General features: G+C 44.8%; 17 protein-coding genes. 8 read left to right on the top strand and 9 right to left on the bottom strand.

Annotation, left to right across the window (positions count from 1 at the left end; all coding sequences use genetic code 11):
• The 3 genes from DWV53_RS15980 to DWV53_RS13310 all read left to right on the top strand — a co-directional run.
• A partial coding sequence (locus tag DWV53_RS15980) for a hypothetical protein (protein ID WP_220432011.1) occupies positions 1 to 856 on the top strand: 856 nt, incomplete at its 5' end.
• A 2-nt stretch (positions 857 to 858) separates the two neighbouring features.
• Positions 859 to 1,200, top strand: coding sequence for a HEAT repeat domain-containing protein (locus DWV53_RS13315; RefSeq protein ID WP_118154813.1), 342 nt, complete (start codon positions 859 to 861; stop codon positions 1,198 to 1,200).
• Positions 1,201 to 1,636: 436 nt separating this feature from the next.
• Positions 1,637 to 2,536 carry a diaminopimelate dehydrogenase gene (locus DWV53_RS13310; RefSeq protein WP_006849374.1) on the top strand — a complete coding sequence of 300 codons (900 nt, stop codon included), beginning with the start codon at positions 1,637 to 1,639 and terminating at the stop codon, positions 2,534 to 2,536.
• Positions 2,537 to 2,672: 136 nt separating this feature from the next.
• Here the strand turns inward: DWV53_RS13310 and DWV53_RS13305 are convergent, their stop codons facing one another.
• The 7 genes from DWV53_RS13305 to DWV53_RS13275 form a co-directional block, all read right to left on the bottom strand.
• Complete coding sequence (locus DWV53_RS13305) at positions 2,673 to 3,956, bottom strand: L-cysteine desulfidase family protein (protein ID WP_118154810.1); 1,284 nt, start codon at positions 3,954 to 3,956, stop codon at positions 2,673 to 2,675.
• Between the two features lie 142 nt (positions 3,957 to 4,098).
• On the bottom strand, positions 4,099 to 5,295 hold the full coding sequence (locus DWV53_RS13300; RefSeq protein ID WP_181992505.1) for a TlpA family protein disulfide reductase: 1,197 nt from the start codon (positions 5,293 to 5,295) through the stop codon (positions 4,099 to 4,101).
• A 38-nt stretch (positions 5,296 to 5,333) separates the two neighbouring features.
• The gene (locus DWV53_RS13295; RefSeq protein WP_118154804.1) at positions 5,334 to 6,755 is read right to left on the bottom strand and encodes a RagB/SusD family nutrient uptake outer membrane protein; all 1,422 of its coding nucleotides are present in this window, start codon (positions 6,753 to 6,755) and stop codon (positions 5,334 to 5,336) included.
• Positions 6,756 to 6,758: 3 nt separating this feature from the next.
• Positions 6,759 to 10,283 (bottom strand): SusC/RagA family TonB-linked outer membrane protein, encoded by a 3,525-nt coding sequence (locus DWV53_RS13290; protein ID WP_118154819.1) that lies wholly within the window; start codon positions 10,281 to 10,283, stop codon positions 6,759 to 6,761.
• Between the two features lie 188 nt (positions 10,284 to 10,471).
• Positions 10,472 to 11,440: a FecR family protein gene (locus tag DWV53_RS13285; protein ID WP_117587099.1), complete on the bottom strand. Its 969-nt coding sequence runs from the start codon at positions 11,438 to 11,440 to the stop codon at positions 10,472 to 10,474.
• An 80-nt stretch (positions 11,441 to 11,520) separates the two neighbouring features.
• Positions 11,521 to 12,015, bottom strand: coding sequence for an RNA polymerase sigma-70 factor (locus DWV53_RS13280; protein ID WP_006849380.1), 495 nt, complete (start codon positions 12,013 to 12,015; stop codon positions 11,521 to 11,523).
• A gap of 87 nt (positions 12,016 to 12,102) precedes the next feature.
• The gene (locus DWV53_RS13275; protein ID WP_118154801.1) at positions 12,103 to 13,509 is read right to left on the bottom strand and encodes an aminopeptidase C; all 1,407 of its coding nucleotides are present in this window, start codon (positions 13,507 to 13,509) and stop codon (positions 12,103 to 12,105) included.
• Positions 13,510 to 13,687: 178 nt separating this feature from the next.
• Here DWV53_RS13275 and dxs point away from each other — a divergent pair, with 178 nt between their 5' ends.
• The 4 genes from dxs (at position 13,688) to DWV53_RS13255 (ending at position 19,558) form a co-directional block, all read left to right on the top strand.
• Positions 13,688 to 15,580: a 1-deoxy-D-xylulose-5-phosphate synthase gene (gene dxs, locus DWV53_RS13270; RefSeq protein ID WP_118154798.1), complete on the top strand. Its 1,893-nt coding sequence runs from the start codon at positions 13,688 to 13,690 to the stop codon at positions 15,578 to 15,580.
• Complete coding sequence (gene trkA / locus DWV53_RS13265) at positions 15,577 to 16,920, top strand: Trk system potassium transporter TrkA (RefSeq protein ID WP_118154795.1); 1,344 nt, start codon at positions 15,577 to 15,579, stop codon at positions 16,918 to 16,920. Before dxs ends, trkA begins: the two co-directional genes overlap by 4 nt.
• A 30-nt stretch (positions 16,921 to 16,950) precedes the next feature.
• Positions 16,951 to 18,408 carry a TrkH family potassium uptake protein gene (locus DWV53_RS13260; protein WP_118154792.1) on the top strand — a complete coding sequence of 486 codons (1,458 nt, stop codon included), beginning with the start codon at positions 16,951 to 16,953 and terminating at the stop codon, positions 18,406 to 18,408.
• Positions 18,409 to 18,595: 187 nt separating this feature from the next.
• On the top strand, positions 18,596 to 19,558 hold the full coding sequence (locus DWV53_RS13255; protein WP_118139651.1) for a type I phosphomannose isomerase catalytic subunit: 963 nt from the start codon (positions 18,596 to 18,598) through the stop codon (positions 19,556 to 19,558).
• Between the two features lie 132 nt (positions 19,559 to 19,690).
• Here DWV53_RS13255 and DWV53_RS13250 read toward each other — a convergent pair whose 3' ends face one another.
• Together DWV53_RS13250 and DWV53_RS13245 are read right to left on the bottom strand one after the other, a co-directional pair.
• Entirely contained in the window at positions 19,691 to 20,689 is a 999-nt protein-coding gene (locus DWV53_RS13250; RefSeq protein ID WP_118154789.1) for a DUF4435 domain-containing protein, read from the bottom strand.
• Between the two features lie 39 nt (positions 20,690 to 20,728).
• On the bottom strand, positions 20,729 to 21,547 hold the full coding sequence (locus tag DWV53_RS13245) for an AAA family ATPase (RefSeq protein WP_118154786.1): 819 nt from the start codon (positions 21,545 to 21,547) through the stop codon (positions 20,729 to 20,731).
• A 176-nt stretch (positions 21,548 to 21,723) separates the two neighbouring features.
• Between DWV53_RS13245 and DWV53_RS13240 the strand changes: the two genes are divergently transcribed.
• Positions 21,724 to 22,668 (top strand): DMT family transporter, encoded by a 945-nt coding sequence (locus tag DWV53_RS13240; RefSeq protein WP_118154783.1) that lies wholly within the window; start codon positions 21,724 to 21,726, stop codon positions 22,666 to 22,668.
• The last annotated feature ends 68 nt before the right edge of the window (positions 22,669 to 22,736 follow it).

The raw sequence follows: 22,736 nt of genomic DNA, 5'->3' as shown, positions 1-22,736 counted from the left end.
GCTCTATTTTGCTATTTTTTGCCTTTTTAGGCGTTCTTTTCTAAAAAAAAGTTTGTCGATTACAAAAAAAAACTTATATTTGCAGCCAAATAGCATAATATTGGGAGCATACTATAGCTGCCAGGCAAATAATTATGCAGATATGAAAGTCTGCATAAACACCTATTTCGTGAATACGAACAGAAATATTTCATTAAAATTTAAAAAAATACTCGATATGTATAACAAAATTATCCTCTTTATGATGTTATTACTTATGATTTCGTGCAATTCGAAGCTGAAACGAAATCTTAAAAACTCAATAGAGATTAAAGAACAATTAGGACAATCGTCTTATCCTTTTATAAAAAGTATGGAGTATCATGCCTATATACAAGATAATGAGGCTATCCCTGTTATAGATATCCAAATCACTGAAAAAGGAAACTTCTCTATCTTTGTAAAATATCAAACTAATAAAAAATATTCGAAACTTAGTTATAAAGAGACTTTGGATTTTTTGTCCACCGTCATAGAAAAACAAAATAAAGAAAATATTCCTCTCTCTAGGCTTCAACAAATATTTATAAGAACAGAAATGTGGAATGAAAATTCCATCTATACTTCTATGGAGGAATACCGGAACATAAACATTCCACATGGCGAATATTTTAACAAAAAAGCGAAGGAAAGCCATATAGTTTCAGACATCACAAAAATACTATCCAGATATAACTTAAAGATTGGAAGTCTCTCATACGAAGGTCTGCTACCGCTAGACGGAAAAGTCATTAAAGAAATAAATAAAAATATAGAATTAAATACGTCAGAAGCTTACCTTACAGGGAATTTAGTTTTAGATATTGCAAACCAATAGTTATGAAAATCAAGAATTTAGAAGAAGCATTAATCTGTTTTAAAGAAAATGCAATCATTCATGGGGAATGTACACAAAATGGTGACAACAAACGTGGTAACAAAAGCCACAAAAATATAATAAATGCCATCAAGTACATTTCTGCAGAACATAAATATGAAATTTTAGAACCTCTTTTGGAAGATAACAATCTTTCTGTAAGAATATGGGCAGCTTATGCACTATTGCACGTTAATACTCCAAAAGCAGTAAAAGCATTGAAAGAAATTGTTAAGAATGACAGTGGAATTATGGGGTTCAATGCAGAAATGACATTAGATGAATTCAAGAAAGGCAACATTTAACCTGCATATTTCATTCTCACCTAATTATACAAGTGCAAAGATTTGCCAGAAATTACGTCCCGACGTAGCATGTCATACGTCCCGACGCAGAGCCAGAGACGTCGGGACGCAGCAAAAGCTACGTCCCGACGTAATTCAAAGCACATCGGGAGGTATCGGAAAGGGGATGTATGATGTTTCGCAACAAAATAACGAAACTGTAAGGCTCTTGCAGCAGATACCTTACAAATCTCCGCTTATTCATACCTAAAAACTATGATTTTACTACTTTTTGCAACTTTTATGAGTTAAAATTCTATTAAAACGTCACGTATTTCAAGAAAAAGCTATACTTTTGCAACCGGAAACAGAATGAAAAGCGGAAAACATATCCGTTGGATGACTAAACCGCAACAAATAAAAGAAATAAAAACAACAAAATAAAAGAAATAAGACAATGAAGAAATTTAGAGCAGCCGTAGTAGGATACGGCAACATCGGTAAGTTTACTGTTGAAGCACTCGAAGCAGCTCCTGACTTTGAGATTGCAGGTATTGTACGTCGCCAGGGTGCCAAGGACAAACCAGCTGAGTTGGCAAACTATGAAGTAGTAGATGACATCACCAAGTTGAAGGATGTAGATGTTGCTATCCTCGCAACCCCTACACGCTCTTGCCCTGAGTATGCAGAGAAGATCGTTGCCCTCGGTATCAACACCGTAGACAGCTTCGATATTCACACCAGCATCCTCGACTACCGTACCAAGCAGATGGAGAACTGCAAGAAGGCTGGCAAGGTAAGCGTTATCTCTGCAGGTTGGGACCCAGGTTCTGATTCTATCGTACGTGTTCTGATGGAGAGCCTTGCTCCTAAGGGTTTGACATATACCAACTTCGGTCCTGGTATGAGTATGGGTCACTCAGTTTGTGTTCGTGGCAAGAAGGGCGTAAAGGAAGCGCTCTCTGTAACCATCCCATTGGGTGAGGGTATCCACCGCCGTATGGTATACGTAGAGTTGGAAGAAGGTGCCAAGCTTGAGGATGTAACAGCCGAAATCAAGGCCGATCCATACTTCGCTCACGATGAGACCCACGTATTTGCCGTAGCATCAGTAGATGATGTAAAGGATATGGGTCATGGTGTGAACCTCGTTCGCAAGGGTGTATCAGGCAAGACCCAGAACCAGCGTTTCGAGTTCAACATGAGCATCAACAACCCAGCCCTCACCGCTCAGGTATTGGTTAACGTGGCTCGTGCTTCATTCCGTCTGCAGCCAGGTTGCTACACCATGCCAGAGATTCCAGTTATCGATATGTTGCCAGGAACCCGTGAGGAAATCGTAGCAACACTCGTATAAAGACATTGAACTTTGAGGTTTGAACATTGAACTTTATGATGAGTTTAACAGGTTCAGATTCATAGTTTAGCAAATAATAAAGGCTCGCAAGAAGTTTCGATTTCTTGCGAGCCTTTTGAATATACTATATTCCAATTTATTTATGCGTCATGATATCAAGCACCATATCATCGGTAGCTCGCATCGCATCGGCACCGATGCTCGTGAGGTTGTGGATGCACTTATCCACATCATCATCTACGATACCCTCGGCAGAGGTGACACACTTGCCTTCCATAGAAAGGAGGGCAGAAAGAAGGGCGGTGCTGACACCTGATGAAATCTTCAGGGCACAACTTGGTTTCGCTCCGTCACAAATCATACCGGTGAGATTGGCTACCATATTCTTGACAGAATTGCAGATGCGGGTATAATCGCCACCCATCAGATAGGTGATGCCGCAACTGCTGCCCGTACTGGCTACCACACAACCGCAAAGAGCTGAAAGCTTGCCTAAGCTCTGCTTGATATAGATGGCAGTCAGATGACTGAGCATCAGGGCACGGATCATTTCCTCCTCGGTATTTTCGTTCTCCAGCGCATAAACCACCACAGGATTCGTTGCACAGATGCCCTGGTTGCCGCTGCCGCTGTTACTCATCACCGGAATCATGGCACCACCCATACGGGCATCGCAGGCTGAAGCGGTTCGGGAGATGATATGCGAGAAAATATTATCGCCGAAGATACCATGACTCAACGGACGGTCCATCGTCTTGCCCAAACAGTGGCCATAGTTGCCTTTGATACTCAACTCGGCAGCCTTCATATTATAGTCTCTGGTCTTGAGAATGAAAGAAATCTCATCGAGCGGAGCTGTTGTAGCAAACTCGTAAACCATCGGGAAATTGAGCTGGATGTCGTCATCAGCCTCATCGCCCACAGTACCGCCACGCTTATCGAGCACCACCTCGCCATTACGCTCAACATACACAAAATGGGTATGAGAACCGGAGATAATTGCCGTAGCCTGGTCTTCACCGGCATGACAGATGATTTCGATATAGAGTTTATCCACATCACCCTGCTTCAGTTTGATGTTGATATCCGCATCCTTGATATATTGTTTGCCCTGCTCCAGACTGCCGGGAGTAAGATCTTTCAACACTTCCAGCTGATATTCAGGCTTTCCGATGAGCGCACCCAGCGATACGGCGATAGGCAAGCCGATCATACCCGTGCCAGGAATGCCGACACCCATCGCATTCTTGAGCATATTAGGACTCAGAAGAACTTCAATACGTTCAGGGCGCTTGCCCAATGTAGTAGCAGCCTTGGCTGTACATAGTGCCACAGCCATCGGTTCGGTACAGCCGATGGCAGGAACCACCTCTTTATTAACGAGCGCAATGATGCGCTCACGCTTACTTTTCTCTAACATAATCTATATAACTTTTATATAAATAACGTTCTTACCATTATTTCGGGTACAAAAATACAAAAAATAAACCGTATTTCACGATATTATCGAAAAAATACGGTTTATCTTTATATAAATGGAGCACTTTAGCCAAACTTTTCGTCTAAATATCTTTTTTCGAGAATAGTTCAGCCAACTTTGCAGCCAATTCCGTACCACGGATATTCTCAGCAATACACTTACCTGTAGTACCATCTACCAGGAAGATGGCAGGAATGAACTTTACCTTATAAGAATCAGCTATACCGGCACGGTCAAGTCCGTTAGGCCAAGAAAGATTCTCCTCAGCAAGCGCTTTCTTCCAAGCAGTTTCATTCTTATCGATAGAAACACTTACTATTTCCAGTCCCTTTCCTTTATACAGTTCATAAAGTTTTTTGAGGTTAGGAATTTCCTTGCGGCAAGGTCCACACCATGAAGCCCAGAAATCAACCAGATAATACTTCTTTCCCTTTACACAAGAAGCCATGCTCACCTTAGAACCATCAACTTGCTGGAGTTCGAACTGAGGCAAAGTCTCACCTGTAAGTCCCTTTGGATTAATCTGCTCGTTGAGCAACTTTCCATAGAAGCTATTCTTAGCAGTTTCTGAGAACGAATTCCATTCCTTGGAGTTTTCCTTGGTGAAATAGTTCAAGGTACAAAGCATAGCGAAAGGTCCCCACCAGGAATCCTTGTTGTCTGAATACAACTTTCCATAAGAAGACTCCACCGTGTCAAAGAAATTCTTCTGTTCGGTAGCCATCTCTTTTCTCTCGTCACTATCTTCCAAAGCTTTCATCTTAGCTTTATCCTTTGCCTGGTAAGCCTTGCTCTGTTCTGCAATCAATTTTTTATGCTTATCGTTTATATCCTTATACATCTTATCAAGCATATCCCTCACTGAACCGATTTTTGTCTGATATTCATCGTTCATAGCACTGCCGGAAATCTTGACATTGCTGGTATTAAAACCAGTGGTTACCCCATCATTGATGGGTTTGGCATCGAGAGACACCTGTACTTTTTCGCCACCTTTGGTCATCAGACTAAAAGTGAAAACACCGTTTCTTGGACCGACACCGATAAAACGAGCCTCTGTAACAGGGATGGTTAAAGTAAGTTTTCCACCCTTTACCACACCTTTAGCGAGAGGTTTCTCGTTACGATGAGTAGCAGCCAGGACAGCTTCCATTTCCGTACCATCAGGCACACCATTCAAGATTGCATCAATGATACACTCGTCTGCATTCTGAGCATGAGCACTCATCACAGAGATGAGCGCCAATGCCAATGAGAAAATTGTTTTTTTAAACATCATATTTGTACAATTACTAGAAAGATTTATTTTAACGTTCATTACTTCTCCACATTCTGTACGAAACTTCCGTTGCCAGGATTATCAATGGCTCCCTTAGGGAATGGGAAGGTCCAGAGATGAGAGGATGGAGCAAGACTTATCTGCTTGCCATCTATCTCTTTTGTCAGCGTGCGGGCATAGGTACCTTCAGCATTTAAGCGACGAGCATCGCCAAACGGCACGATAGAGAAGATAAGTTGATTATCCTTAGCTTGACGTATATACCGGATAGCTTCTGCCACAGAGGACGCCGATAGTGGCAGATATTTCTCTGGAAGGATATATGTCTTACGCACCTCATTGAGCACATCCATAGCATCTGTCAACTGATTCTTACGAGCCAAGCATTCAGCCTTGATAAGATACTGCTCCACGGTTCTCATACCAGCAAGATTGATATAGCCATTGGTCAACCCCTGATAATAAGTTTCTGCACCCATCGTTCTTTGTTTCCAATTGCTCAAGAAATAAGCATCTCCCTCTTCGAATCCGGCAGCACGATTTACCGGTATCTTGAATATCGCAGATGCAGAGTTGGAACTATTATCGGCATAATTGAAATTATAACAGTCCTGGCTATCAAATCCCAATGGCGTTTTCAAAGAAGGATAAACACCCTCTTGGCCTATCACACCCTTATTATCATTATAGAATCCAACCCAATCAACCAACTTATCATTAATGGCAAGAGCCTTATCAGCAAACTCCAACGCCTTTTCATAGTTCATCATCTGAAGATAGGTACGTGCCAACATAGCATAGGCAGCTCCCTTGCCCGGATGGAGGAGCGTGGTACCCATATCTGGAAGATCAGCTACCGACGTGTTCAAATCATTCAAAATGAATTCATAGATTTCCTGAATGGTGGCCTGATGATAAGGAGCATTCTGAAGACTGCTTGTAATCAGAGGCACACTCAACTTACTGGCAGCATTTGAAGGCTCGTAGGTATCAGCATAATAATTAGCGAGATTGAAATAGTTCATCGCACGCAACACTCTGGCATATGCCATCACCTCAGCCTTTTCTTTCTCAGTACCTTCTGTTGTATTAGGCACATCTTCCAATATCAGATTGCAGGTATTGATAGTGCCATAAGCCACATAATAAGTACTCTCATCTGCAGAGTTCCAATAGGCACGATCGGTTTCCTCCTCCCAATTGTAGTTAGCCTTATACATCGGATAATAACTGGCATACGAATTGGTGAGATATTCATCATTAAGCAAATAGCACGTTTGCAAAACCGGCATGCGATGAGTACCATACTCGTAACGGAGAAAAGCCTCATAGTCGGCGAGCGACTTAGGGATGCGTTTGCCCTTTGGTTCTATATTGAGATAGTTATCGCAAGAGGCAAGTCCCATAACCATGCCCAGCAACAACACCATATATACTAATTTCTGTTTCATTTTCTTCATTATTTAAAAGTTGAGATAAATGCCTAACACATAGTTGGTGGCATTATAACCACCCAGCTGGTACTTAGCCTGTTTGGTCTTTGCCCAGAAGAACGGATTCTCCACATTAGCCTGAACACGGGCACTCTGCATATAGAGCGAACGGCACAGCGACTTTGGCAAATGATAAGCCAGAGAAATGTTGTTCAGACGAATATAACTGGCATCAAGGATATTGATATCAGAATAAAAATAAGTACTATACAAAGAAGATGCTGACAAACCACTTTCGGCAAAAACAGCCTTTGGCACATTGGTATAAGCCTCATCACCTGGTTTCTGCCAACGATTAGCAAGTCCGGCACTAGCTCCCGCAATATTGGAGATATATCCTACGCTGGAATAACTGCAAGTGAGGAAAGCAGGATTGGCATTGCGCATCTTATGACCACCCGCAAAAAGGAACTGCATACTGAAATCGAAATCCTTGTAGCTGATACTGGTTCCGAAAGATCCACTATACTTAGGAGTGGTAGTACCCATGTAAGAGATGGCATCCAATGTCGTTGGCTGATTAGTTACCTTCTCACCATTCTCGTTATACACCTGTGGCAATCCTTCTTCACTCAATCCAGCCCACTTATAGCCATAGATTGCATTATATTCGTTGCCGATAATAGGATAAGCCGAAGGGTAATCCAACTGAAGAATATAAACCGGCGCCTTTACATTTACATAAGTCACCTCATTCTTATTATAAGCATAAGTCATATTGGTTCTCCATGAGAAATCCCTGGTACGCAGAACCTCACCACTCAGGGAAATTTCTACACCACGATTGTACATCTCGCCATTGTTGATGGTATAGGTGCTGTAGCCCCAACCTTCAGTAGGTACACCCATGGAAGAAGCCAGGAGGTCGGTACCCTTCTTGTCGTAATACTCTACAGTACCATTGAGTCGGTTCTTAAAGAGCGAGAAATCTATACCTATATTAAAGGTATTGGTTTTCTCCCAGCTCAGCATCGGATTGGCACGCGACTGCACATATCCCTGTGTACCTCCCACATGCCCGTTATTATTATAGCTTGCCACCATATAAGGGGCAGAATTCTTAGATACGTTACCGGCAATACCATCAGAAACACGGAGTTTCAGATAATTGACCCAATCTGCGTGGAAGAACTTCTCCTTACTGATAATCCAACTGGCACCTACCGACCAGATAGGCTTGTTCTGAAACTTCGAACTGGTTCCCCAGAGATTAGAGCGGTCCCATCGTAAACTACCAGTCAAGCTATAACGGTCATCGTAAGTATAAGCAGCATTACCATATACCGAAACATAACGGTTTACATTTTCATAAGAAGCAGACAAATCAGTCGCGGTCATAGATTTATATCCCAGCACACCCGCTATACCTTTCAACAAATCAGCATTATTCACCATACTGGATGTTAACATCTGAGAATCATAGTTAAACAGTTTGTCTCGATGCAATTCCTGCTTGTTCTGGATGGTTTCCGTGCCCAGAATAGCAGTTACGCTGTGAACATCCTTGAAAGTCTGATCAAAACTCAACTGCTGACGGAAGTTATAAGCAGAGGTATATTGGTCTGAACGAACCAGGATATCCCCATAAGGAATCACATAATTGACAGAGCCATCACCATTATCGGTTGCATACCCGTTTACCACACCCCGAACCTGCGCAGAAGCTTTATCAGCCCAGTTTTCACCACGATATGAAGCTCGTTCGTACTGGAAGGAAGCAGCATACTTCAAACAGGGCAGAATCTGTACATTCAGACGGGCAAAAGTTCGTAAAGCCAACTCCTTGTTGGTGGTAATCTGACGATCCAGCTCTTCCAAAGGAGTGATATCCATATTATAAAGACCATACTTCTGATAGATAGCCAAAGTACTTGCATCATATCTCTCACTCATCGGCTTGGTATAACAAGAGCCATCAGCATTCACTAAATTATCGTATGGCAAAACAGAATATCCAGGAGAAAGGACATTGTAGTTCTGTGTCTGATCCTCACCCACCTTTAGGTAAGCACCTAAATCCAAAGAAAGCCATTTTGTGAAATGAGAAGTATTGGTAAGGTTGATACCTAAACTCTGATTATTGGAATACTTATCTTCAAGGGTATTATACTTATAAGTGACCGAAGCCTTGAAGAGATTATTCACCGAGTTGTTTACAATATTCATATTATACTGCTGATACAACGGATCGCGCTTAGCATACTTCTTCATCTGGTCATAGTAGTTATAACCTTTTCCAGCCAAATCAGTCAGTTTAGCATTCATTTCTGACTCAGATATATTGCCTGCATAATAATTCAAGATATTGCAGATACCCGCGCTCGTATAGATTTTCTGATCCAACATATTCTGAGCGTATACCTTAGCTCCATTGCCTGCAAGATTCGGATTCTGCGCAGCCCACTCCTTCTCCAAGTCAATAACAAGAGAAGAATTGGCTAGATAATCTGTATAATAAGAATAAGGATGCCAGGTAAGAGAAGCATTGAAAGAGACATTGGTCTTACCCTTAGCTGCCGATTTCTTGGTAGTGATGACAATGACACCATTGGCAGCACGAGCACCATAGATGGAAGCAGCTGCAGCATCTTTAAGAACAGTAATACTCTCAATATCATCCATATTCAAATCAGGGATTTCCTCGGTAATATCACCAGTTCCATTGCCGGTCAACTTAGTTTTCTCTACTGGAAAGCCATCAATGACATAGAGAGGAGAAGCAGAAGCATTCATCGTGGTTACGCCACGAATCATGCCGTCATTATATCCGGCAACCTCGCCAGCCAGCACAGTAGAGAGATTACCCAACCTCTTGTCTTTCAGTTCATCAGCTGTTACCTTGGTAAAAGCACCGGTTGCACGCTCCTTAGAGATTGTCTGATAACCCGTTACAACCACTTCACCAAGTATGGTTTTATTTTCAGACATCACAATCTTCACATGATCCCTACCAGCCACCTTTACCTTCTGGTCATTCATACCGACATACGAAACCGTAACCTCATGACATCCTTTAGGAATATAAAACTCAAAATTACCATCCGTATTAGTCACGGTTCCAAAAGGACTGCCAGGCACTACAACAGAAGCGCCAATCATAGGTTCTCCATCCTCATCGGTAATTGTTCCTGAGAGGGGGCGGATGGCAGCTCCATTATCTGTAGCTTCAGCTGCAGTTTTATGTTGCAAAACCTTCTTGACGGTAATAAACTTACCACTTACTGAGTAAGTGAAAGGTTTACCATGTAAAATCTGCTTTACGGCAGTTGAGGCAGAAGCATTCTTCAGATGAACCGTTGTGGTATAGGGCTTTACGTCCTCTATCACAAAACTCACCTTATAATCCGACTCCTGCTGTACTTTTCTCAATGCAGAAGCCAAAGACTCATTAACGAGCGACATCGTGATGCCTCTCTTTGCATTCTGTGCTCCTACAGGTAATGCCATCCATAAAGTCAGGACAGCAAACATGAATACACATCTTACTTCTTTCATATTTCTCTTTTTTTCGTTAATACTATAATAAAAATACGTTTCTGACAGCGAATCGGTAACATCTACTTTCAAAAAATAATAAAAAAAGTTTGTTTTCTTACAAATAAAACTAAAACATCGGCATTTTCAGGAATTATAATTTCCCAGAAATGCCGATGTGACGATACATCAAGATTTACTTAAATACCTTATTCTATATATATAGTATTTCCCTTAAAACTAACCTTTGCAACTCCCAGATTATTCAAGAGTTCTATAGCATCCTCTATACTGCCACTCTTATCTGCGGAGAAATCGAGATGCTTGGTTTTGACTGCAGGATTTCTAAATACCACCTTACTCTGATAATATGCTGCAAGATTATCCAAGATGTATTCCAAAGTCTGGTCGTGATAATAGAGCACACCATCTGCCCATGCGGTAGTTTCATCCGTATTTACATTAATTATCTGCCCAGAAACAGTCTCCTTTGCACTTAAGGAATATTGCTGTCCCGGATTCAATGTCACAGGTTTATGCTGACTGTTCTTTGCCAGGACTTCCACCTTTCCCTCAACCAAAGTCACTTTACAGTCACTACCCTGATAAGCCTTGATATTAAAAGAAGTACCCAAGTCCTTGGTCAAGACACCACCTGCATCCACCACAAAAGGACGCTTACTGTCGTGCCTTACCTTGAAGAATGCTTCTCCTTCAAGATGCACCATACGCTCTGCTCCCTTAAAGCAGTGGGGATAAGTAATCTTACTATTACTATTGAGCTTTACTTCAGTGCCATCAGCCAGTGTAAGAGTAATCATCTCACCATCTGCAGTCTGAAGCATTGTCATATCTTGTTCAGAAGATACATTTTGCGTTATCCGATTTCCGGTAGCTCCATCAATAGTCTGCCTGGAGCTCACCCACTGCCATACAAAAACTATCGCCAACATAGCAGCAGCGCCCATCAGAGCACTCATCAGCATTCTCATCATCGGATATTGATGTTTCACAGGCTCTTCGGCATCCGAATTTTCTTTGCCTACTATCTTCTCCAACTCCTTGTCAAGGTTTGGCAGAGGATATGTTTTGCGTATCATAGCCTGTTCTATGGCAACCAAGTCTTGGATGTCATTCTGTAAACTCTCATCATTAAAAATATCTGTTTGCTTCATCATATTTCTATTCCTTTACTAAAAATAATACGTTTTACCTACCAAAATGGTAACATCCCCAATTGAGATTCTTTTGATTATTTTCAAGTTTTTATTTGATGATAATGTTCTCTTAACAGTTTCAAGGCCTTTATGATATGGCGCTTGACCGTTTCCTGACAGACATTCATCTCATCTGCCACTTCCCGATATTTCTTATGGTTAAGATAACATTCTTCCAAAACATGACGAGTAGTATCCGGTAACAAATCCAACATTTCTTCTACTTGCCGCTGACGTTCTTTCTGGATATCATTATCTTCATAGCATTGATCTACTGCATGAAGATAGTAATCGGCATATTGTGCATGAACAGCTGTATGCCGAAGATAGTCTAAACACTTATTTTTCACGGTTTTAAGCAAGAAGGCTGGTAAGGTTTGCATGTCATAGGAGTCGAAATTCTCCCATACGTGAGCAAAAACGCCACTCACGATATCTCGGCTTGCCTCCTCATCTTTCAGAAGTTGCAGCGCATAATAATATAATCGACCATAATATGATTTGAAAAAATGCCCAAAAACTTCCCGCTTATTCATCTATACCTAATTCTATGTTGATTACTAGAAACAATATGCCATATATGGCGCATGATACACCATATATGGCTTTGAATATTCTTATTATTAGTCTTCCAACTGGAACAGAGGATCATCTGGAGTCAGCATAGTTGGCTTCTGGTCGAATTCCTTCAAGAGCTGCTCAGAAGCATACTTTTTGTTTACTACCAGGCGGAACATGTACTCGTTGAACCAATCGTTGGTCATGATGAAGCAACCGGCAAAACCATTGTCGGCACCCCAACTGTTCTCCACCTTCCACTTTACAGGCTTGCCATTGGCATCGAGATCTACAGCTGTCAGCGTCATGGCATGAGTAGAACCGCTATCGAAAGTAGCGATGCGGTCAGCCTTGTTCATTGGGAATGAGGTATTGAAGAGGCTTCCATAGTCGAAGTTGTCGAGTGCCAGATAGCCGCGCTTTCTATCAAGCTGCTTGCCCACATCATAGCTTGAATACATCTTATGACCGTCCTTCAGAGAGGCGATGGCGAGCTGGGCAATCTCCTCCATAGGCAGGTTCAGATACTTCCAGTTATGACCATCATAAGTATGACGGTCGTACTCTACCTCGTATGTCTTGTGGTAAGGACGGCGTGGATCGTTCATCACCATCAGGAAGGTACCGTTGAGATCCTTGCCTACGGTTTCCTCATAGAAACTCTTAGGAGTATACTTCTTTGCCTCGCCAACCTGCTTGCCATCCTTATCGCGGAAAGCATAGGTAAATTCCTTTACCGGTTCACCGAGAGTAAGACTCAGCATGTGATAAACCTGACCGAGCATCTCGTTCTTGCGAGCCTGGATAGCTGCCGACTTCTTACCCTGAGCCACCATTTTGCGGAGTTCCAGACCATACTCGCGGAGCTTGCTGCTTACGAGACGGCTCATCTTGGAAGTATTGTTGCTTGAGAAGGTCTCAGGCTGGGCACTCATAGGTACGAGACCATACTTGCTTGCCAAATCGGCAACACCACAGAAAGTACCGCCATCATTGAGCGGATTCTTGAAGAAGAACTGCACCTGAGGATCCTCGATGCTCTTCTTGCCGAGGTCGATAACCCCCTGAAGCATCAGGTTAGCCTTCTCCAACTGATCATAGAAGAAGAGGTAATCCTGAGAATACTCCACCACTCTACCCTGCTTGTCGTTGACAGCAAAGTTGGAACGGAGCACGTTGAAACCGCTGAACATCCAGCAACGGCCCGAACTCTTCTGGTTGTGAATGCTCTGCGAAGGAGTCTCGATGCTGAAATGAGTATCAACCGGGGCCTCGTTGGCATGATTCTTCACAAGGTCATCAATGTTGTTGTTGGCAATCGCATTGAAGAGTGCCTTGTTGGCTACACCTGCCTGCTGGCTTTTCTCCATCTGCTGGAGAGCAGACTGACTGATGCCGCCACCCTTGGTCTGCGCCATCAGAGACATGGAAGCCATCATCATGGCTCCCAAAAGTAATACATTTTTTCTCATCACGATAAAGGTATTTATTTGCTTATTGTTATATAACTAATTCCGGATTTCATTCCTTTTTCAGAAATTTCCTTTGCAAAAATACAAAGAATAATCGGAAAAAGCGAAAATATTGCCTCAAAAGTGCTTTATATAGGAAAAAAGCATTATCTTTGCACAAGATTTTCACGAAGAAAACATGGACAAGAACAAGTTTAGTCTATTAAATAGTATAAAATACCCGGAAGATTTGAGACGGCTGAGCATTGACCAGCTGCCACAAGTCTGCAAAGAGTTAAGAGAAGACATTATCGACGAGGTTGCCGTCAACCCCGGTCATTTTGCCTCCTCTCTTGGCGTGGTGGAAATAACCGTAGCCCTACATTATATCTACAACACCCCATACGACCGTATTGTATGGGATGTGGGACACCAGGCCTACGGACACAAGATATTAACAGGACGCCGCGAAAACTTCTGCACCAACCGCAAGTTGCACGGCATCCGTCCATTCCCTACACCTTTAGAAAGCGAATATGATACCTTCGCCTGCGGACATGCGAGCAATTCCATCTCCGCAGCACTCGGTATGGCCGTTGCCGCACGCGAAAACGGAGATACCAACAGGCACGTGGTAGCCGTCATTGGCGATGGAGCCATGAGCGGCGGACTGGCTTTCGAGGGACTGAACAACGTATCAAGTACACCTAACGACATGCTCATCATCCTGAACGACAACGATATGAGCATCGACCGGGCTGTGGGCGGTATGGAGAAATATCTCCTGAACCTCGATACCAACGAGACCTATAACCGCCTCCGTTTCAAGGCATCGCAGTGGCTGCACTCCAAAGGTTATCTCAACGAAGACCGCAAGAAGGGTATTCTGCGCCTGAACAATGCACTGAAGTCGGCACTGAGTCATCAGCAGAACATCTTCGAGGGTATGAATATCCGCTACTTCGGACCTTTCGACGGTCATGACGTGAAGGAAGTGGCGAGAGTGCTCAAACAGCTTAAGAACATGAAGGGTCCTAAGCTGCTGCACCTGCATACCACCAAGGGAAAGGGTTACGAACCAGCCGAGAAGAGTGCTACCATCTGGCACGCGCCAGGCAAATTCGATCCGGAAACGGGTGAGAGAATCATTGCCGATACCAGCAACCAGCCTCCGAAATATCAGGATGTTTTCGGTGAGACGCTGTTGGAACTGGCTCAGAAGAACCCGAAGATTGTAGGTGTGACGCCAGCCATGCCTACAGGATGCTCCATGAACATCATGATGAAAGCGATGCCAAACCGTACCTTCGATGTAGGTATTGCCGAGGGGCATGCCGTCACCTTCTCTGGAGGTATGGCGAAAGACGGCCTGATTCCTTTCTGCAACATCTACAGTTCGTTTGCACAGCGTGCCTACGATAACATCATCCACGACATGGCACTGCTCAACCTGCCGGTTATCATGTGTCTTGACCGTGCCGGACTGGTAGGTGAAGACGGACCAACCCATCATGGTGCCTTCGATATGGCGGCTCTCCGTCCGATTCCGCATCTCACCATCGCATCTCCGATGAACGAACATGAGTTGCGCAACCTGATGTATTCAGCCCAATTGCCAGGTCATGGAAGCTATGTAATCCGTTATCCGAGAGGCAAGGGTGTGCTCGTAGACTGGCGCAACCCGATGGAGGAAATCAAGACCGGTACCGGCAGAAAGCTGAAAGACGGCACCGATGTAGCCGTTCTTACCATCGGTCCTATCGGAAACGATGCCGCTCAGGCTATCGCTGAGGTAGAAGCCGAAACCGGAATGAGCATCGCCCACTACGATATGCGATTCCTCAAGCCACTCGATGAAGACATTCTGAAAGAGGTGGGCGAAAAGTTCAGCCGCATCATCACCATCGAAGACGGCGTTCGTATGGGCGGTATGGGCTCTGCCGTACTGGAATGGATGAACGACCATGACTATCAGCCAAAGATGACCCGAATGGGATTGCCAGATGAGTTTGTGGAACACGGAACCGTGGCACAGCTCAGGGAAATCGTGCATCTCGATAAAGAATCAATCAAAGAAGCAATTAAGAAATGAAAATAATCATAGCTGGCGCATATGCCATAGGTACTCATCTGGCGAGACTCCTGTCACGCAGCAATGAAGAGATTACGCTCATCGATGAAAGCGAAGAGCGCCTGGCAAGCATTGGCTCCGACTGCGACCTGCTCACCATGCTGGGCAAGCCTACCAGTCTTCACATCTTACGCGATGCGGGGGTAGCAGATGCCGACCTCTTCATCGCCGTTACTCCGGTAGAAAGTACCAACATTACAGCTAGCATCCTTGCCAAGAACCTGGGTGCCAAAAGAACGGTGGCCCGTGTGGATAACCCGGAGTATATGGATCAGCAGGCTCAGGAATTCTTCAAAGAATTAGGTATCAGCAAACTGATTTATCCGGAGATGCTCGCAGCCGTAGATATCAATAACGGACTGAAAATGAGTTGGGTACGTCAGCGCTGGGATGTGCACGACGGCGCACTCGTCATGCTCGGCATCAAACTGCGCGAAGGATGCGAGATACTGAACGAACCGCTCAAGAACATCAGCGGTCCTAACGACCCATACCACGTGGTAGCCATCAAGCGAGGCAGCGATACCATCATCCCTGGCGGTAACGACGAGCTGAAACTCTACGACCTCGCCTACTTCATGACCACCCGCAACTATATCCCATATATCCGCAAGATTGTAGGCAAGGAGCACTATGTAGATGTGAAGAACGTGATGATTATGGGTGGCGGACGCACAGCCGTAAGAGCCGTGAAGAAGATGCCGGAATATATGGAATGCAAGATTATCGAGATGAGCGAGGAGCGCTGCGAATATCTCAACGATATTCTCGATGAGAACAAGACGCTCATCATTCATGGTGACGGACGCGACATTCCGCTACTCGTAGAAGAAGGTATCCGCAGTACCCAGGCCTTCGTGGCACTGACCGGTAACGCCGAAACCAATATTCTGGCCTGTCTTACCGCCAAGAGAATGGGTGTGCGCAAGACGGTGGCTGCCGTAGAAAACGTAGACTACGTGAGCATGGCAGAGAGTCTGGATATCGGTACCATCATCAACAAGAAGATGATTGCCGCCAGCTACATCTATCAGATGATGCTCGATGCCGACGTGATGAACGTGAGATTCCTGATGAGCGCTAACGCCGATGTAGCTGAGTTTATAGCCAAAGAAGGTTCGAAGGTAACCCAGAAACCGGTGAAAGAACTCGGCATGCCTATCGGTGTAACCATCGGTGGACTGGTTCGCGGTGAAGAAGGAATGCTCGTTTCGGGTAACACCCAGATAGAACCGGGCGACTCGGTGATGGTTTTCTGCCACAACATCAACATGAAGAAAATTGAGAAATACTTCATCTAAGCGTGAAGGAGATAGAGACATACTTCATATATGATAAACAGCAAATTAATATATAAGATTTTAGGGCAACTGCTTTTCATAGAAGCATTCCTGCTCTTCGTCAGTCTGCTGGTAGCTTTCTATTACCAGCAGGACGACATCTTTGCCTTCATTGTGGCAACACTTACCACCATCGGAGGCGGACTGGTGCTGAAATGGCGAGGACACGGAGCAGATAACTCAATGTCGCGCCGTGATGCCTATCTCGTGGTAACGCTCTCATGGATTGTATTCAGTTTCTTCGGAACCCTCCCCTTCATGATAAGTGGATACATCAACAACTTTACCGATGCCTACTTTGAAACCATGTCGGGATTTACGACAACGGGAGCCACGATATTAGACGATGTAGAATGTTTCCCCCACGGACTGCTCTTCTGGCGTTCGCTCACCCAATGGATAGGCGGTCTGGGAATCGTGTTCTTCACCATCGCCCTGCTGCCATCGCTTGTAGGAGGACAGACCAAGGTGTTTGCTGCCGAGGCAACAGGACCTATCAAAACGAAATTGCATCCCCGGCTTTCCACTTCGGCTAAATGGATATGGAGTATCTATCTGATGCTCACCATTGCCTGCATCGCATCCTACTATGTGGCAGGAATGAATCTCTTCGACAGTTTCAACTATGCGATGACCACTACGGCTACAGGAGGTTTCTCTACTCATAACAGCAGTACCTCGTTTTTCCATTCGCCGGCGCTGGAATACATCTGTGCCTTCTTCTGCTTCCTGTCGGGTGTTAACTTCACCCTGCTCTATGCAGCCGTCATCAAGTTCAAGATCAAGGATCTGTTCAAGAATTCAGAGTTTAAGTTCTATATGCTCCTCGTTACAGTCTTCACGGCTTTCATCATGGTAGAGCTGATAGCGATGCGCAACTACGATGTGGAACATGCCTTCCGCAGCTCCATCTTCCAGGTGGTATCATTCATCACCACCACGGGATTATTTAACGACGATGCTGCTGTGTGGCCTCACGTTACCTGGGTGGTATTGGCAGCCTGCATGTTCTTCGGAGCCTGCTCAGGCAGTACGAGTGGAGGTTTGAAATGTATCCGTGGCGTGATGCTGGTAAGAATGGTGAAGAATGAATTCCGCCAGATTCTGCATCCTAACGCCGTGCTACCATTGAAGATTGATGGTGTGAACGTACCGATGCAGAAGCGTGTTACGCTGCTTGCCTTCCTCACCACTTATCTCATCATCTGTCTGGTGATATCGTTCACGATGATAGCCATGGGCATCGATAATACCAATGCCATCACCATCACCCTGAGTTGCGTGGGTAATGTGGGACCTACGCTGGGTACGGAAATCGGACCAACCATGTCGTGGAGCGAACTGCCGGATGTGGCAAAATGGTTCTGCTCGCTGATGATGCTCATCGGTCGTCTGGAGATATTCAGTGTGCTGGTTATCTTAACGCCAGCATTCTGGAGAGAGAACTAACATACCCAGAGGGGGAGTTAGAAAATAAAAGAGAAGTTGATATTTGAAGTAAGAAATACGCTTACTAGACTAAGTATATTTCGCACAAAAGGCGTTATATATAATAAGGTATAGGTTCAGCAAGAGCCTTACCGGAGAGTAAGAAACCGTACTGAAGAGTACATTTATAAACTAAATATAGGTAATAATGAAACCATTAAAATTTCAACCGCTATTAAAATCCACCATCTGGGGTGGCAGTAAGATTATCACTTTCAAGCATCTCGACGTAAAGCAAGAGAATGTGGGAGAAAGCTGGGAAATCTCTGGAGTACCAGGAAATGAAAGCATCGTAGCCGATGGCGAGATGCAGGGCAAGAGCCTCAACGAGGTTGTTGCAGAACGGAAGGGAAGCTTCCTCGGAGAAGAGAACTACAAGCGTTTCGGCAATGAGTTTCCACTGCTCATCAAGTTTATCGATGCCAACCGCGACCTCTCTATCCAGGTGCATCCTAATGATGAAATTGCCAAGAAGCAAGGTAAGGAACGCGGCAAGACCGAGATGTGGTATGCGCTGCCATGCGAGCCGGATGCCAAGCTCTACAACGGCTTGAAGATGCAGATTACTCCTGAGCAGTACAAGGAGATGGTAGAGAACGATACCATCACCGATGCCCTGGCTCAGTATAACGTGAAGGAGGACGACTGCTTCTTTATCCCAGCCGGCAGAATCCACACCATCGGAACAGGCTGTTTCGTTGTCGAGATTCAGCAGACCAGCGATGTTACCTATCGCATCTACGACTTCAAGCGCAAGGACAAGGATGGCAACTATCGCCAGCTCCACACCAAGGAAGCTGCTGAGTGCATCGACTACACCGTATTGCCAGACTATCGCCAGCACTACACTCCTGCCAAGAATCAGGGTGTAAGCATGGTGCAGTGCCCTTACTTCACCACAGCCGTTTATGATCTCGATGAGCCAATGACGCTGGATTATTCAGAATTGGACAGCTTCGTGATTCTGATTGGCTTGAAGGGTGAGGCTAAGATTATCGACAACGAGGGTAACGAGATTACGCTCCAGGGCGGCGAAAGCATCGTTGTTCCTGCCAGCACCAAGACATTGAAGGTAGAAGGAACCCTGAAGTTCCTGGAGACATACGTATAATTTTAAAGGTAAAAAGGTAAAAAAGTAAAAAGGTAAAAAGAGCCTGGCGGGATGTCATCTGCCTGCTTTCTTTTTACCCTTTTACTTTTTTACCTTTTTACTTTTTTACCTTTTTACCTTTAAATATCCTTTTTACCTTTCCAAATACTTTTCCACATCCGCCTGTATCTTCTGGAATTCGGGAGAGAACTGGTAGAAGGTGTTCTTCTTCATCATCATCTTCACCTTGCCCAGACTATTCTCATAACATGCCATTTCGGTGCGGGCCTGCTCGGAATGGAGGGCACGGTCGCGGATTTCGTTCTCCCTATCATTGCGCAAAGCATCGCAGACGCTCTGGACGATGGGACTTACTACCAGGTCGAAGAGATGATGACCCTGAATATATAAATAGGTATTGCTCTCGTTTACACCCAGACTGTTGAGGTAAAGAGCCATTTCATCCAACTCATCCTTAAACTTCTTAAAGCGGCGCTCCAGCTGGAACAGCTTTGCCCGCACCTTCTTTCCCAAATAATCTATCGCCCATTTAGGATCCTGGATTCGGACAGAAGGCAGCATGATGACCTTATCAAACTCCGCCATATCAAAATGCATCGACATCTTGCGGTGACGCACATAGAACAGCATGTGCCATAAGAAGAGGGGCCAGATGGTACGGGAATAGGACTCAAGAAAACGCTCGAAATCGAAGATGCGACGGTCGTTGAGCGTCACCATCACACAGGTTTCGTGCAATCCTCTGGCATAACATTGGAAGTTTTCAATGGCATAGGCATAGGTATGGAAGATGTAAGGATTCTCCAACATCTGCTGGGAAGACTCGGTTGAGCCCTGACGCAGATAATCGTAATCGGCATCTACACAGGCTATCATATCCCTACCTACTCCCTTCAGCATACTGGAGATAGCAGCCTTCTTGCCTCGGTCTAAATGCTGGTTACGGGTAGGCAGCATGATATCAAAATAGCGTTTTTCATTCTCAAACTTTCCCAATACAGAACGCCAGAAGAAGACATCATCATAGCTCTCGACGTAAGCCACAATCTTGCGCCGAGCCTTCTTCGAGGTCATCCTGTTGGCTGCCTCGAAGAACTGGGAATTGATATTATCGGTTAAACGTTTAGCCATAAGCTGAAAAAATCAACATTCAACACTTAACATTCAACATTACGAAATCGTAATATCATTCACATCCGTCACCCTATCGGTCCATCCATCCATGACCACAGCAGGACTGTGGGTGGTCATGATGATCTGGATATTCGGATTAAGCTGCAGCACCAGACCGATGAGCTGCTTCTGCCATTCGAAATGAAGGCTGATTTCCGGCTCATCCATAAAGAGGACGTATGACTGGTTGTCCTCCACCAGCACGGTGAGGAGGATGGCAAGAATCTGCTTCTCACCAGCCGAGAGCTGATAAGGCGAGAGCTGCTCGCCTATCTGGTTGAAGCGGATTTCGTTGGCAGTACGGATGATGGTCTTGCCGGTATCCTTGAAAAGATTATCTACCATATCCTGGAACATCTTCTTCGGTTCACTCAGTTTCTGAGCCTTGAAGGCTGCATCCGGTTCGCCACTCTGCAAGACGGCGATGATGCGATTGCCGATGTTCACCTGGTAATCCAGATACTTGCGCTGCAGCTGGAAGAGCTGCCAGTCGAGTTCGGTAACCAGGGTAAGGTCTATCTTGTTGATCATCTCGGCATTCATCAATGGTCTATCTACCGAGCGGATTACATCATATCTAATCCACTTTGCCTCCTCCGGCTCCACCTTCAGATGCACACCTTTGATCATGTGACTAGGGAATTCACCACCAGCCGCCAGACCCTTTATCACCTTATTCAATATAGTACTCTTGCCCACGCCGTTTACACCACTCAGGATATTGACACGGCGGTCGAGGTTCCAAAGAATATGTTTGGTACCACTCCAGAGAGATTCAATCTCTATCTGTTTGATATAATCAGCATATTTCTGCATAAGAATAGTCTCCTATCTTTAATAGTCAAGAACGGAAAAAGACTATTGTCTTAACTTCTTAACTCCTTTAACTTCTAAAAAATATACCGCAAATATAGCAAAATTCCTCTAATTTTTGTACCTTTGCACCCGATTTTATTCAAAATAAAGAAGATTTAAATAGAAATAAGGAAAAAATGGATAACAAACGACCTCTTATCGCCCACCTGTGCCTCTTCTGTTCCGGCGCATTCTGGGGACTGATGGCTCCCGTAGGCAAGGATGCCATGCTTCACGGCATCGACGGCATCGACCTGGTGAGCTTCCGTGTATTGGGTGGTGCCCTCCTCTTCTGGATAGCATCATTCTTCACCAAAAGAGAACATATCCCTACCAAGGACATCATCAAGATGGCAGGTGCCGGCATATTCGGACTGGTATGCAACCAATGCTGCTATACCATCGGTCTGAGTCTCACCTCGCCAAGCAACTCCAGCATCATGACTACTTCGATGCCTATCTTCGCCATGATTCTCTCGTTCCTGATTCTGAAGGAACCTATCACCTGGAAGAAGGCTATCGGCGTGCTGATGGGATGCAGCGGAGCCTGTATCATCATCCTGACGAGTGCTACGGCTGGCAATGCCAAGGTAGGAAATATCTGGGGCGACCTGCTCTGCATCTCGGCACAGCTTTCGTTCGCTCTCTATCTGGCACTCTTCAAGCCGCTGGTTCAGAAGTATTCGCTCTTCACGGTGAACAAGTGGATGTTTACCTGGGCAACCATCTTCATCTGGCCTTTCACGATAGGACACGTATCGGACATTCCTTTCGCCCAGGTTCCGATGAGCACCTGGTGGGAAACGGGCTACGTCATCTTCTTCGGCACTTTCCTGGGTTACATCTGCATGATGATTGGTCAGAAGACGTTGCGCCCTACCGTGGTGAGTGTATATAATTATGTGCAGCCGCTGGTATCGGTTACCGTGAGTGTTATCGTGGGTCTCGCCGTATTCAAGGGTATGCAGGCGATTGCGGCCATCCTCATCTTCTCCGGTGTATGGCTTGTGGTAAAGAGCAAATCAAAAAATGATATCGACAAGCACGACCACAGTCTGGCTTACGAGAAAAGACATGCTTAAAAGATATAATGTCGATTTATAAAACTGAAAGAGGGTGTGTCATAAGTCTATGGCGCACCCTCTTTTAT

It is taken from the genome of Segatella copri, assembly GCF_003465495.1.
GTDB lineage: Bacteria > Bacteroidota > Bacteroidia > Bacteroidales > Bacteroidaceae > Prevotella > Prevotella copri_G.
Note: the sequence above shows the minus strand (reverse complement) of the source record. Positions and strands in the feature narration are given on the sequence as shown.